The organism is Stenotrophomonas sp. S39 (assembly GCF_016624665.1).
GTDB lineage: Bacteria > Pseudomonadota > Gammaproteobacteria > Xanthomonadales > Xanthomonadaceae > Stenotrophomonas.
The window spans coordinates 1-12,533 of sequence record NZ_JACVTT010000114.1 but is presented as its reverse complement, the minus strand read 5'-3'; the positions used below and the strand labels follow the sequence as shown (position 1 = coordinate 12,533).

The following is a 12,533-nucleotide window of genomic DNA, read 5'->3' as shown; positions in this document are numbered from 1 at the left end:
TACGGCGTCCCCGCAAACCCACAGTGCCCCGCCATCCCACGGAATGCCGCTTCTGCCTTTGACGTTGATTTCAGCAGGTGCAGGGCTGCAAGCCCTGCAAAGCCCCTTCCCCATACCCCGCCGAATGGGTATACAGTCGCCCTGTACCGGCAACGTGCCGGAATGAACCCTGGGAGGGGACCATGCGCAAGACCTTCAAGACCCTGTTGCTGGCACTGCCGCTGTGCCTGGCCGCCCTGTCGGCCCAGGCCGCCGACAGCGCCGCCGGCCGCTGGAAGACCATCGACGACAAGACCGGCAAGGTGAAGTCGATCGTGGAGATCAGCCAGGCCGCCAACGGCGGGCTGAGCGGCAAGGTGGTCGAGATCCTGCAGTCCGACAAAGGTCCCAACCCCGTCTGCGACGGCTGCGAAGGCGCCAACAAGAACAAGCCGGTCAAGGGCATGACCATCCTGTGGAACCTGTCGCAGGACAAGGGCAGCCACAGCAAGTGGTCCGGCGGCACCATCCTCGACCCGGCCAACGGCAAGACCTACAAGTCCAAGCTGGAGCTGCAGCCGGGCGGCGGCAAGCTGGACGTGTCCGGCTGCATCGCCTTCATCTGCCGCACCCAGACCTGGGTCCGCGAGTAAGCCCCACGGCCCGCGCAGTACCCCCGTGACCCGGCCCCGGCCGGGTCACCTCGTTGCAGGCATGCGATACTCTGCGGTTCCCCTCGGCTGCACCCCGCGACCATGACCCGTACCGCGCTCGTCACCACCGCCCTGCCCTACGCCAACGGCCCCCTGCACCTGGGCCATCTGGTCGGCTACATCCAGGCTGACATCTGGGTGCGCGCGCGGCGAATGAGCGGCGGCAAGGCCTGGTTCGTGTGCGCCGACGATACCCACGGCACGCCCATCATGCTGGCCGCGGAAAAGGCCGGGGTCACCCCGGAAGCCTTCATCGCCAACATCCAGGCCGGCCATGAGCGCGATTTCGCCGCCTTCAGCGTGGCGTTCGACCACTACGACTCGACCAACTCGGCGGCCAACAAGGCGCTGACCGAGCAGTTCTACCTGAAGCTGGAAGCGGCCGGCCACATCAGCCGCCGTTCGGTCGCCCAGTTCTACGACCCGGCCAAGGGCATGTTCCTGCCCGACCGCTACATCAAGGGCATCTGCCCGAACTGCGGCAGCGCCGACCAGTACGGCGACAACTGCGAAGTCTGCGGCGCCACCTACAACCCGACCGACCTGAAGGATCCGAAGTCGGTGATCTCCGGCGCCACGCCGGAAATCCGCGATTCGGAACACTTCTTCTTCGAGGTCGGCCGTTTCGAAGGCTTCCTGCGCAGCTGGCTGGCCGGCGATGTCGCCCTGCCCGGCGTGAAGGCCAAGCTGATGGAATGGCTGGACGCCGAAGGTGGCCTGCGCGCGTGGGACATCTCGCGCGATGCGCCGTACTTCGGCTTCGAGATCCCCGGCCAGCCGGGCAAGTACTTCTACGTCTGGCTGGATGCGCCGATCGGCTACCTGTCCAGCTTCCAGACCCTGTGCGGCAAGCTCGGCGAAGACTTCGAATCGCACCTGCGCGAAGGCACCAGCACCGAACTGCACCACTTCATCGGCAAGGACATCGTCAACTTCCACGGCCTGTTCTGGCCGGCGGTGCTGAACGGTACCGGCCACCGCGCGCCCACCCGCCTGCACGTCAACGGCTACCTGATGGTCGACGGCGCGAAGATGAGCAAGTCGCGCGGCACCTTCGTGATGGCGCGCACCTTCCTCGACGCCGGCCTGGAACCGGAAGCCCTGCGTTACTACTACGCGGCCAAGACCAGCGGCGGCGTGGACGACCTCGACCTGAACCTGGGTGACTTCGTCGCACGCGTGAACGCCGACCTGGTCGGCAAGTTCGTCAACCTGGCCAGCCGCTGCGCCGGCTTCATCAGCAAGCGCTTCGACGGCCTGCTGGCCGCGCAGCTGCCCGATGCTGCGCAGTACCAGCGTTTCGTCGATGGCCTGGCGCCGATCCGTGAGGCCTACGAGCGCAACGACCCGGCCGCGGCCATCCGCCTGACCATGACCCTGGCCGACGAAGCCAACCGCTACATCGACGAGGTCAAGCCGTGGGTCATCGCCAAGCAGGAAGGCGCCGATGCGCAGCTGCAGGCAGTGTGCAGCCAGGGCCTGAACCTGTTCCGCGTGCTGGTCACCGCCCTGAAACCGGTGCTGCCGTCCACCGCCGCGCAGGCCGAGGCCTTCCTGGCCGCGCCGGTGAACGACTGGACCGCACTGGCACAGCCGCTGCTGGGCCACCGCATCGCCGAGTACACCCCGCTGTTCACCCGTATCGACCCGAAGAAGATTGACGCCATGATCGACGCCTCCAAGGACACCCTGCAGCCGGCCGCCGCTGCCGCCCCCGCCGCCAGGACCGAAGCCGTGAAGGCGGCTGCCCCGGCCCCGGCCAAGGACGACGCGAAGAGCGCCGACGCACCGGCCTACATCGGCATCGATGATTTCGCCAAGCTCGACCTGCGCATCGGCAAGGTGCTGGTGTGCGAGTTCGTGGAAGGTTCGGACAAGCTGCTGCGCTTCGAACTGGATGCCGGCGAGCTGGGCAAGCGCCAGATCTTCTCCGGCATCCGCGGCAGCTACGGCGAGCCCGAAGCGCTGGTCGGCCGCAGCGTGGTGTTCATCGCCAACCTGGCCCCGCGCAAGATGCGCTTCGGCCTGAGCGAAGGCATGATCCTATCGGCCGGTTTCGACGGCGGCGCGCTGGCGCTGCTGGACGCCGACAGCGGCGCGCAGCCGGGCATGCCGGTCCGCTGATGCCCTGCGGGCGCGGCCCTCGCCGCGCCCTCCACGCAGACCGCCCCGGAAGGCACCGCCATGGGAGTGAGCAGGATGGAACTGGCGCTGTTCGATTTCGACCACACCGTCACCACCTGCGATACCTATGGCCGCTTCCTGCGCCGCGTGGCCACGCCGGAACAACTGGCGCGCGCGTGGTGGAAGGTCGGTCCGTGGCTGCTGGCCTACCGCCTGCGCATCATTTCCGCCGAGCGCATCCGCGCCCGCGTCACCCGCCTCACCTTCAGCGAACGCCACGCCGATGACATCGCAACGCTCGCGGCCGGTTTCGCCCGTGAGGTGCTGCCCGAGGTGGTACGCCCGGAGATGCTGGAACAGATCCGCTGGCACAAGGAACAGCAGCACACCGTAGTGATCGTGTCCGGCTCGCTGGACCTGTACCTGAAGCCGTGGTGCGAGCAGCTGGGCCTGCAGCTGATCTGCAACCGGCTGGAAAGCCAGGACGGCCGCCTGACCGGCCGCTATGCCGGCGGTGACTGCGGCCCGCGCAAGGTCGAGCACATCTGTCGCCAGTTCGACCTGTCGCGCTACCTGCGCATCCACGCCTATGGCGACAGCTACGAAGACCGCCCGATGCTGGCCCTCGCCCACGAGCGCTGGTACCGCGGCAGACCCCTGAAGTGATTCCAACGCGCAGCCTTCGCCACGCATGAGCCTGATCCCGCCCCTGACCGAACGACTGGACCGGTTGCTGCCGCAGACCCAATGCGGGCAATGCGGCTATGACGGCTGCCGCCCCTATGCACAGGCGATGGCGCGCGGCGACGTGGGCGTGGACCGCTGCCCGCCCGGTGGTGATGCCGGCGCACGCGCACTGGCCCAGGTGCTGGGCGTGCCCGCCGTGCCGTTCGACCGCACGCGCGGCACGCACAAGGCGCCGCAGGTCGCGCTGATCGTCGAAGCCGACTGCATCGGCTGCACCAAGTGCATCCAGGCCTGCCCGGTGGATGCCATCGTCGGCGGCGCCAAGTACATGCACACGGTGATTGCCGACCTGTGCACCGGCTGCGAGCTGTGCATTCCGCCGTGCCCGGTGGACTGCATCGATCTGGTGCCGGTGTAGCGGGCGTCTCAACCCTCGTCGCAATCGCCCCCTGCTGCGCAGTCCACGCCCTCAAGGAAAAAGACGCGCCTCGCAGATTGATCCCCGGACTGCGACAGATGCGACACCGCGCTGCCGCATGCGCAGCGGCATGCAAGACTCCCGCACACGTCCTGAAACGGACCACCCGAGCAGGTGGCCGGTTTTCAAGCCACGTTCCGCCCGCCACCTTGCCGCGGCGGCAACCGATTGCCCTGAACGGAGCTGTGCCATGACCCCTTCGGACCTATCCGGCGCCTGCGCCAGCGACGCCACCGATGCAGCGGACGAGATCCAATGCGATCCCGCCAGGTTGATGGCCCTGCTGCAGAAGATCAGTGCAGGTGCCCCCGCCGGTGGATTCCTGTGGCCGGAAGGCTGCTTCCTGTCCGGCGGCCACGTGGGCCTGACCGAAGCCGACCGCATTCTGGCCGGCCTGCGCGTGGTGCAGGAGGTCGTGCTTGCCGCCGAACGCAGCCGCAGTCATGACGACGCCGACGAATACGTTGGCGACCGCTTCATGGCAAGCCTGATGCAGGCGTGCATCGCGCTCTCGGCACACGCCGCAAGCAGGATCCACCCGCAGTAACGGCAGCAGGGCCAGAGCCCTCTCCGCGGGAGAGGGATCAGACCCCGGCTTACGGAATTACGGCACGGCCGCCGTGATCACGATCTCCACCTTCCACTCCGCATGCGCCAGCTTCGCTTCAAACGTCGCACGCGCCGGGGTCGCACCTTCAACCACCCACTCGTCCCACGCCTTGTTCATACCGTCGAAATCGGCAATGTCGGCCAGGAACACTTCCGCGCGCAGCACATGCTGGCGATCACTGGCCACCAGCGCCAGCAGCTTGTCGATCTCCGCCAGTACCTGCCGGGTCTGCCCGGTGATGTCCTGGCTGGTGTCTTCCGGAATCTGGCCGGAAAGGTAGGCGACCTTGTTGTGCACGGTCATCTCGGACATGCGCGGTCCGATGTCGTAACGCTCCATCATGGGCGTGGCTCCTGCGGGTGGACAGGCCTTCATTCTCACCCAGCCGGGGCCGGAAGTGTGTACCCGGCGCGGCCGCTCGTTGCCGCCAATCGCCGCACAGTGCCGGTGCTGGTCAAACGCCATCGACAGGCGCACGATGCGCCACGTTCACGTTGACACCACCCTCGCCCCCGCTGACGCACCCTTGCGCCGATGACCCACGCCCCCGATTCCACCACCGCTTCCCATACCCCGGCATGGAAGCGGGTCCTGACCATCGTCATCCCGCTGCTGATCCTGGCGCTGGCCCTGCACGGGCTCGCCAACGAGTTCGACGAGCATGGCTACCGCGCCATCCGCGACGCCTTCCACAAGCTTACCGGCGCGCAGATCGCGCTGACCGTGCTGCTGGGCCTGGCCAGCTACGCCTGCCTGATCGGCTTTGATGCCATCGGCCTGCGCCGCAGCGGCATCCGCGTACACCCCGCGCGCGTGGGCATCACCGCGTTCCTTGCCCACACCCTGGGCCAGACCGTGGGCTTTGCCGCATTGACCGGTGGCGCGGTGCGCCTGCGCGGCTACCGCAGCGCCGGCCTGGACCTGGCGCAGATCGGCCAGGTGGTACTGATGAGCACGCTGGGCTTCGTGTTCGGTGCCTGGCTGCTGATCGGCGTGGCCCTGTGCATGGAACCGGCCGCGGCCGCGCTGGCCCTGCCGCTGGACCAGGCGGCGGTGCGCGTGGTCGGCATCCTCGCCCTGCTCGCCTACGCCGCCACCGTGCTGCTGGTCGGCCGCAACGGCCGCCAGTTCCGCATCTTCGGCCATGGCCTGTGGCTGCCCGACCGCCGCACCATGCTCGGCGTCACCGTGCTCAGCGTCATCGAACTGGTGCTGGCCAGCGCCGCGTTCTACGTGCTGCTGCCCGACTCCACGCCCACCGGCCTGCCCGGCTTCGTCGGCCTGTACCTGGTGGCCGTGCTGGCCGGCCTGGTGTCCACGGTGCCGGCGGGCCTGGGCGTGTTCGAATGGAGCCTGCTGAAGCTGCTGCCGCAGGTCGCACCGGCCGCGGTGCTGGCCGCCGCGCTGATCTACCGCGTCACCTACTACGTGCTGCCGCTGCTGCTGGCCACCCTGCTTGCCCTCGCCCCGGCCCTGCGCCAGCCGCTGCAGGCCAGCGCTGGCGCCACCCGCGCCGGCTGGCACGCGCTGCGCCCATGGCTGCCGCAGATCATCGCCCTGGCCGCCTTCAGCATCGGTGCCGCACTGGTCATCGATGGCACGCTGCCGACGCCGCGCCGCCATCTCCTCAACGCCTCGCTGCCCATCCTGGAGACCTCGCACCTGATCGGCAGCCTCGGCGGCGTGGCCCTGCTGCTGATCGGCCAGGGCCTGGCCCGGCGCAGCCATGCCGCGTGGATGCTGGCGATGGCGGTATGCGTGGTCACGCCGCTGCCGCTGTGGCTGCGCGGCGGCCAACCGCTCATTGCCGTATCGGCACTGCTGGTGGCGATGGCGCTGTGGGCCGCGCGCCGCGAGTTCTACCGCCAGGGCGCGCTGCTGGATGAAGCCTGGTCGTGGCCGTGGCTGCGCAACCTCGGCCTGGTCCTGGTAGCGGTGACCTGGCTGTTGTTCTTCACCTACAGCCACGTCGAATACCAGAACGAACTGTGGTGGCAGTTCGCGGTGTCGGGCAACGCGCCGCGTGCGCTGCGCGCGTTGCTGGTGGTGGCCATCGCGCTGGTGATGTTCGGCCTGGCGCGCCTGCTGCACAGCACGCGCACCCCGTTGCCGGCTGCCGACGATGCCACCCTGCAGGCGCTGGCACCGGTGCTGGCCGGCGCCACCGACACCCAGGCCTGCCTGGTGCTGACCGCCGACAAGGCGGTGCTGCGCGACGAGGCGAAACAGGGCTTCGTGATGATGCAGCGCTATGGTGGCTCGCTGATCGCGATGGGCGATCCGGTCGGCCCGCCGGAGGTGGCCCGTGCGCTGATCTGGCGCTTCCGCGAGGAAGCCGACCGGCTTGGCCTGCGCCCGGTGTTCTACCAGGTGGGCGAGGCGTACTGGCAGACCTACCTGGACCTGGGCCTGGGCCTGGTCAAGCTGGGCGAAGAGGCGATGGTGCCGCTGCACGACTTCGGCCTGGAAGGACGCGAACGCGCCGACCTGCGCCAGGCCTGGAACCGCGGCAAGCGCAGCGGCCTGTCATTCCGGGTGGCGCCGGTGGAAGAGATTCCCGAACTACTGCCGCGCCTGCACGCCATTTCCAACGCCTGGCTGGACGACAAGGCCGGCGACGAAAAGGGGTTCTCGCTGGGCAGTTTCGATCCCGGCTATCTGGTGCGCTTCCCGGTGGCGCTGGTCGAGGCCGAAGGTGAGATCGTGGCCTTCGCCAACCTGTGGCAGGCGCCGGCCGGGGCCGAGTTGTCGGTGGACCTGATGCGCCACGTCAATGAAGCACCGAAGGGCACGATGGATTTCCTGTTCATCGAGCTGTTCCTGTGGGGACGCGCGCAGGGCTATGCGCGCTTCTCGCTGGGCATGGCGCCGCTGTCCGGGCTGGCCCAGCACCGCCTGGCCGGCCGCTGGAACCGCGTGGCCGGCCTGCTGGCGCGGCATGGTGAACGCTTCTATGGCTTCAGTGGCCTGCGCCGTTTCAAGTCGAAGTTCGACCCGCAGTGGCGCCCGCGTTACCTCGCCGCACCGGGTGGCATGCACCTGCCAGCGGCACTGCTGGATGCCACGCGATTGATCTCGCTGGACCCGCGGCGCGGGTGATCGCTCCCCCTGGTGGGTGCGAACCGTTGGTTCGCACGCACTCCGCCGGGCATGGCCCGGCGCTACCGGTGGGTGCGGCCTACGCGCCGCCCTTGAGGATCACCTCAGCCAAACGATCGTAATCACCGTTGAAGTGATGGTCGCCCGGCAGCTTCACCTTCTGCACGCCATCGTTGGCCGGCAGGTCCGGGCACAATGCGTCCTCGTCATCCTTGCCGTACACGCACAGGGTCTTGGCCGCAGGCAGCTTCGCCACTTCCGGTGCGATCGGCAGGCCGCCGCCGCCACCGCCCAGCCAGTTGCTGACGTGGAATTCAAAATCAGCCTTGCGCCCCACCGACAGCAGCGCGATGCGCTCGATGCCGTCGCGGGTGCCCGCGTCGAGCTGGTTGATGGTGGCCGGCAGGACATCGGCGCCCTGCGAGAAACCAACCAGCATCACTTTGTCGCGGCGCCATTGCTGCCTGTAGTGGGCGATGATCCTCTGCAGGTCGGCGGCGAAGCCCTTGGGCGTGCGCTCGCTCCAGAAGTAGCGCAGTGAATCGATGCCGACCACGGCCACGCCATGCTCGCTCAGCGACGAGGCAACGTTCTTGTCCAGGCCCGCCCAGCCGCCGTCGCCCGACACGAAGATGGCCAGGGTATCGCCGTTGCCGGTGGCCGGCACTTCCACTACCGGCAGTCCCTTCAATGCATCCGGTGGCGGTGCCAGGCTCACTCCGGCCTGCGCGCCGACCACCCGTGCCGCAGCCACCAGGCCGGGCGAGGCATCACCGCGGGCAGTGCGCTTGAATTCACGCGCCATCGCCACCTGCTGCATGAACGCACCGGCCTGGCCGGCCTTGCAGGCATTGCCGCCGGCCGCGCTCAGCCACGGGAAATTCAGATCGGTCGGCTGCAGCCGGTTGTGCTTCACGCCATCGCCGCAGACCATGCGCTCATGGCTGTGGTCGGGGCAGAAGCCCGTGGTCAGCAGCCCGGCAAACACCTGCGTGTCGGCCTGCGCAGCCAGCGTATAGGCCATTTCCGCGCCTTCGCCATCACCGCCGACCAGCGGCAGGTGGTAGCCCGGCAGGTGCAGCGAGGCCTGCAGCCAGCGCGAGAAATTCTCGACGTCACCCGCACCGAACGAACAGGTCGGATTGCCTTCGCGCTTGAGCACGCCACGCAGGTGGCTGATGTCCACCGCCGCCACCAGGGCACCGTCGGCACGCAGGGCTTCAATCGGCAATCGGCTGGTATCGCCACCGGCAGTTGGTTCATGGAACCAGATCACCACCCGCTGCGGTGTTCCCGCAGGCATGTGCACCGGAACCTGGTCGAAGCGCCCATGGCTGAACTGCTGCACGTTTGCCGCCGCCATGGCCGGCAACGCAGCCAGCGCCAGCACCACACCCACTGCCCTGCCCAGCCCTGCACGCTTCATATCGCATCCCCGGTGGAATGCGCACACGATACGCCGCCACCGCGTGCACGGCACGTACCGGTGCAGGCCGTTGGGGATTCAGTCGGATGCGCTGCGCTGGCCGCGGCGGTACAGGGCAAAGGCCAGCCACAGCAGCCAGCCGGCAATCACCACGATCACTGTCTTCTGGCCCAGCCCACGTGGTGGCCCGGCCCGCCACAACACGTGCAGCCACAGCAGGACAAACGCCAGCCACGCCCAGCCCCACAGCAGGGCTGCACTGCGCTGCCAGCCCGGTTCGCGGCGCAGGTACCACGCCTGCAGCAGCATGCCGACGCTGGCGCAGAGGAACGCGGTGTTGGCCGCCAGGCCATGCACCAGCGGCGCCAGCAGTGGCGTCGCCGAGGGCAACCAGCTGTCGCCGATGGAAACGGTGGCCAGGCCGAGCGCAGCCACGGTGAACAGCAGCGGTGCGGCGGCACTGCGCCGCGGCCCCGTGCTGTGCCGGTACAGCGCGATGCCCAGCACGGCGATGGCCAGCGCCAGCAGGCAGTAGGCACTGCGCAGCGCCAGCCCCCAGGGGCCATGCAGGTACAGGCTGAGGGTGGCCTGCACCCAGTCCAGGTCAGCGCGCGCGAACTGGGTCCACACGGCAGTGGCGATGAACAGCATCAGCGCAACGATGGCCAGCAACGCCGCCGGCCGCGCGCGCGTCACGGTGTCTCCTGCGGGTGCCGCGCCTGCCACTCGGACAGCGCCTTGCGGTAGCGCTGCAGCTCGTCCGAATACAGGTCGAGCACGCACAGCGGGCAGCCGCTGCCGCAGCACTCGTTGGGGCCGGGCTCTTCCGGCGGCAGCGGGCGCGGATCGGGATCAGGTGCGGGCACGGGGTCGGTCACGGGCAGGCAGGACGTTGCGGACAGGCGCCCAGTGTAACGGCCCCGCTCAGGCGTCCAGTTGTCGCCGCAGGTTGGCGCGCGCGGCCGCGTCCAGGCGCTGGTGGAAGAAATCGCTGAGGAAGATGCGCGGCGCGCGCAGCAGGCCCTGCAGGAAACGGCGGCGGCCAGCGCGATAGAGGAAGCCCGGCACCACGCCCTGGTACTCCTCGGCCACGCCGCGGTCGTAGGCGGAAAACACCGCTTCGGGCGCGGCCAGGATGGCCATGTCGCAATCCAGGAACAGCGCCGCCTCGGCATCCACGTCGTCCGGCCCCAGTTCGCCGTGGCGCGCGGTCAGCAGGATCAACTGCTCCACCCGTGCCGCATCCACGCCAGCCAGCTCCGGCGCCTGGGCCATGGCCCGGCGGGCCAGCTCGGCCGAACGCGCTTCGTTGTCCTTGCGCCCCGCCTGGTAGATGGCGTCGTGGTAGAGCACCGCCAGGTACACCTCGGCCGGTTGCTGCCAGCCGGGCCCGGCGGCAACGTCCTGGCAGTGCTGCAGCACCGCGCGCACGTGGCCGAAGTGATGGTAGGCGCGCGGTGGCGTGGCGTAAGCATCCTGCAGTGCCTGCCACTGCGCCGGTGCCAGCGGGATCGGGGCGAAGTCCATGCAGGGATCATCCCGCCGGCAGCCGCTGCGGGCAAGCTGGACAATTTTTCACCAGGCGCTCACATCGCCTGCGCGGCAACGCTGGCAACGGGTTGTCCACAGCTTTGTCGGGGGCTGATCCACACCGGGTGTGGATGAACCTGCGCCGCCGACCAATGGTCGATACCGGCCTGCCCACGCAGGTCTACACTGCCGGAAGGCGGGGCTGCCCGCCGCTGCAGGGAACTGCCATGCGCCGTCTTGCCGCTTGTTGCCTTGCCCTCCTGCTGGCTGCCACCGGTGCGTCCAGTGCCCTGGCCCAGGACCCGCCGCCACCGGCGCCATATGTGGCGCCGGCCGCGCCGGTTGCCGTGGCCAGCGTGCCAACCCCAGAACAGGTACTGGCCATTCCCCCGCCCCTGCGGCAGATGCTGCAGGCACGGGTGATCGCCCACCACAGCTCACGCGAGCAGCGCCTGCAGGCACTGGCCGAGATGATCTTCGGCGCGCAGGCGCTGGACCTGCAGTACGACCCCAATGCGACCTACACGCTTTCGGAAATCTGGCAGAAGCGACAGGCCAACTGCCTGGCCTTCACCCTGCTGTTTGCCACGCTTGCGCGCGAGGCGGGCATCCAGGCAAGCGTGCAGGAAGTGGATCGCGTCGTGTCCTGGTACCAGGACCAGGACCAGGGCGTGGTCTACAGCGTGGGCCACGTCAATGTAGGCGTGGTGGTGAACGGGCGCAGCGGCACCGTCGACCTGGACCGCAACATCCTCTATGACCGCCGCGGCCCGCATGCGATCACGCTGGACCGGGCGCTGGCGCACTTCTACAACAACCGCGGCGCCGAGCGGATGACCGCCGGTGACATGGCCGGCGCGCGCGACTTCTTCAACGCGGCACTGGCCCGCGCGCCGGATTTTGCACCCGCCTGGAACAACCTCGGCGTGCTGGACAGCCGCCAGGGCGACATCGCCGGCGCGCGCACCTCGCTGGAAAAGGCGCTGCGGCTGGATGCCCGCGAGGATTCGGCACTGGTCAACGCCAGCGTGCTCTATCGCAGCCTGGGCCTGGTCACGCAGGCGCAGGCGCTGGAGCAGCGGCTGAAGGCTGTGCAGCGCAATGATCCGTTCGCCCAATACATGGCCGGTGCCGCCGCGGAGCGCAGTGGCGACCTGGCCCTGGCGATCCGCTATTACCGGCGCGCGGTGCAGCTGTACGACAACGCGCACCAGTTCCATTTCGGGCTGGCGCGCGCCTATTTCCTCAGTGGGCAGTTGGCGCGTGCCGACCGCGAGCTGACGCGGGCACGTGCGCTGGGCGGCAACAGCAACCAGCAGCGCTACCAGGCCAAGCTGGACGGCCTGTCGCGCCTGCGCACGCAGCAGGCGCGGCGCTGAGGGCGGCTCAGGCCTTCTTGAGGAAGCAGGTCTTCAGCACCAGGCCCTTGATCTTGTCCGAGTTGCCTTCGATGTGTTCGGCGTCATCCTCGACGAGGCGGATGTTGCGGATGACCGTGCCCTGCTTGAGCGGGATGGACGAGCCCTTGACCTTCAGGTCCTTGATGACGGTGACGGTGTCGCCGGCCTGCAGGGTGTTGCCGTTGCTGTCACGCACGACCAGGGTCGCGCCGGCGCCCTCCTCGGCGGTCCACTCGAAACCGCAGTCGGCGCAGATCCACAGCGCGCCATCGGCATAGGTGTTTTCCAGGGTGCACTGCGGGCAGGCGGGAGCGGACGACATCAGCAAGTACCTCAAAATGAATCAACGGCCGCCATTGTAACCGGCTGCTGGTTTTGCTCATTTTTCCGGTGTGGGGCGCCTGCCTGCCGCTGCATTGAGGCGAGGGGCCATGCGGGTCAGGACACGCCGTAAACCCATCCATGGGGGCTCGATGGCGCCATCCAT

13 protein-coding genes are annotated in these 12,533 nt (G+C 68.6%); 7 read left to right on the top strand and 6 right to left on the bottom strand.

The annotated features are described in order from the left end of the window. Nucleotides 1-182: 182 nt before the first annotated feature. The 5 genes from IAE41_RS20075 to IAE41_RS20055 all read left to right on the top strand — a co-directional run bounded on the left by IAE41_RS20075 (nucleotide 183) and on the right by IAE41_RS20055 (nucleotide 4,528). Nucleotides 183-632, top strand: a complete 450-nt coding sequence (locus tag IAE41_RS20075; protein ID WP_079222704.1) for a DUF2147 domain-containing protein — start codon at nucleotides 183-185, stop codon at nucleotides 630-632. A 102-nt stretch (nucleotides 633-734) separates the two neighbouring features. Continuing rightward, complete coding sequence (gene metG, locus IAE41_RS20070) at nucleotides 735-2,816, top strand: methionine--tRNA ligase (RefSeq protein ID WP_200734315.1); 2,082 nt, start codon at nucleotides 735-737, stop codon at nucleotides 2,814-2,816. Between the two features lie 75 nt (nucleotides 2,817-2,891). Continuing rightward, nucleotides 2,892-3,482 carry an HAD family hydrolase gene (locus tag IAE41_RS20065; protein WP_200734317.1) on the top strand — a complete coding sequence of 197 codons (591 nt, stop codon included), beginning with the start codon at nucleotides 2,892-2,894 and terminating at the stop codon, nucleotides 3,480-3,482. Between the two features lie 25 nt (nucleotides 3,483-3,507). Further along, a complete protein-coding gene (gene rnfB / locus IAE41_RS20060) occupies nucleotides 3,508-3,921 on the top strand; it encodes an Rnf electron transport complex subunit RnfB (RefSeq protein WP_079222707.1) in 414 nt (137 codons plus the stop codon). Between the two features lie 250 nt (nucleotides 3,922-4,171). Beyond that, nucleotides 4,172-4,528: a hypothetical protein gene (locus IAE41_RS20055; protein WP_234458886.1), complete on the top strand. Its 357-nt coding sequence runs from the start codon at nucleotides 4,172-4,174 to the stop codon at nucleotides 4,526-4,528. A gap of 57 nt (nucleotides 4,529-4,585) precedes the next feature. Here IAE41_RS20055 and IAE41_RS20050 read toward each other — a convergent pair whose 3' ends face one another. Continuing rightward, nucleotides 4,586-4,933, bottom strand: coding sequence for a RidA family protein (locus IAE41_RS20050; RefSeq protein WP_079222708.1), 348 nt, complete (start codon nucleotides 4,931-4,933; stop codon nucleotides 4,586-4,588). A gap of 192 nt (nucleotides 4,934-5,125) precedes the next feature. Between IAE41_RS20050 and mprF the strand changes: the two genes are divergently transcribed. Next, a complete protein-coding gene (mprF, locus tag IAE41_RS20045) occupies nucleotides 5,126-7,690 on the top strand; it encodes a bifunctional lysylphosphatidylglycerol flippase/synthetase MprF (protein ID WP_200734314.1) in 2,565 nt (854 codons plus the stop codon). A gap of 79 nt (nucleotides 7,691-7,769) precedes the next feature. On the opposite strand, the gene IAE41_RS20040 is transcribed toward mprF, so the two are convergent. The 4 genes from IAE41_RS20040 to IAE41_RS20025 all read right to left on the bottom strand — a co-directional run bounded on the left by IAE41_RS20040 (nucleotide 7,770) and on the right by IAE41_RS20025 (nucleotide 10,643). Beyond that, nucleotides 7,770-9,116 carry a virulence factor family protein gene (locus tag IAE41_RS20040; RefSeq protein ID WP_200734313.1) on the bottom strand — a complete coding sequence of 449 codons (1,347 nt, stop codon included), beginning with the start codon at nucleotides 9,114-9,116 and terminating at the stop codon, nucleotides 7,770-7,772. A gap of 78 nt (nucleotides 9,117-9,194) precedes the next feature. Next, nucleotides 9,195-9,812, bottom strand: coding sequence for a DUF998 domain-containing protein (locus tag IAE41_RS20035; protein WP_200734312.1), 618 nt, complete (start codon nucleotides 9,810-9,812; stop codon nucleotides 9,195-9,197). Next, nucleotides 9,809-9,982, bottom strand: a complete 174-nt coding sequence (locus IAE41_RS20030) for an oxidoreductase-like domain-containing protein (RefSeq protein WP_174208733.1) — start codon at nucleotides 9,980-9,982, stop codon at nucleotides 9,809-9,811. The genes IAE41_RS20035 and IAE41_RS20030 overlap by 4 nt, the downstream gene beginning before the upstream one ends. A 58-nt stretch (nucleotides 9,983-10,040) precedes the next feature. Further along, the gene (locus IAE41_RS20025) at nucleotides 10,041-10,643 is read right to left on the bottom strand and encodes a hypothetical protein (protein ID WP_108758073.1); all 603 of its coding nucleotides are present in this window, start codon (nucleotides 10,641-10,643) and stop codon (nucleotides 10,041-10,043) included. Between the two features lie 230 nt (nucleotides 10,644-10,873). Here IAE41_RS20025 and IAE41_RS20020 point away from each other — a divergent pair, with 230 nt between their 5' ends. Then, a complete protein-coding gene (locus IAE41_RS20020; RefSeq protein WP_200734311.1) occupies nucleotides 10,874-12,025 on the top strand; it encodes a tetratricopeptide repeat protein in 1,152 nt (383 codons plus the stop codon). 7 nt (nucleotides 12,026-12,032) lie between these two features. Here IAE41_RS20020 and IAE41_RS20015 read toward each other — a convergent pair whose 3' ends face one another. Further along, nucleotides 12,033-12,368 carry a zinc ribbon domain-containing protein YjdM gene (locus IAE41_RS20015; RefSeq protein ID WP_200734310.1) on the bottom strand — a complete coding sequence of 112 codons (336 nt, stop codon included), beginning with the start codon at nucleotides 12,366-12,368 and terminating at the stop codon, nucleotides 12,033-12,035. Nucleotides 12,369-12,533: the final 165 nt, after the last annotated feature.

Coding starts and splice junctions, on each gene's coding strand:
- mprF (WP_200734314.1), top strand. CDS start 5,126: ATGACCCACGCCCCCGATTCCACCACCGCTTCCCATACCCCGGCATGG.
- metG (WP_200734315.1), top strand. CDS start 735: ATGACCCGTACCGCGCTCGTCACCACCGCCCTGCCCTACGCCAACGGC.
- IAE41_RS20050 (WP_079222708.1), bottom strand. CDS start 4,933: ATGATGGAGCGTTACGACATCGGACCGCGCATGTCCGAGATGACCGTG.
- IAE41_RS20040 (WP_200734313.1), bottom strand. CDS start 9,116: ATGAAGCGTGCAGGGCTGGGCAGGGCAGTGGGTGTGGTGCTGGCGCTG.
- IAE41_RS20065 (WP_200734317.1), top strand. CDS start 2,892: ATGGAACTGGCGCTGTTCGATTTCGACCACACCGTCACCACCTGCGAT.
- IAE41_RS20015 (WP_200734310.1), bottom strand. CDS start 12,368: ATGTCGTCCGCTCCCGCCTGCCCGCAGTGCACCCTGGAAAACACCTAT.
- IAE41_RS20055 (WP_234458886.1), top strand. CDS start 4,172: ATGACCCCTTCGGACCTATCCGGCGCCTGCGCCAGCGACGCCACCGAT.
- rnfB (WP_079222707.1), top strand. CDS start 3,508: ATGAGCCTGATCCCGCCCCTGACCGAACGACTGGACCGGTTGCTGCCG.
- IAE41_RS20025 (WP_108758073.1), bottom strand. CDS start 10,643: ATGGACTTCGCCCCGATCCCGCTGGCACCGGCGCAGTGGCAGGCACTG.
- IAE41_RS20020 (WP_200734311.1), top strand. CDS start 10,874: ATGCGCCGTCTTGCCGCTTGTTGCCTTGCCCTCCTGCTGGCTGCCACC.
- IAE41_RS20075 (WP_079222704.1), top strand. CDS start 183: ATGCGCAAGACCTTCAAGACCCTGTTGCTGGCACTGCCGCTGTGCCTG.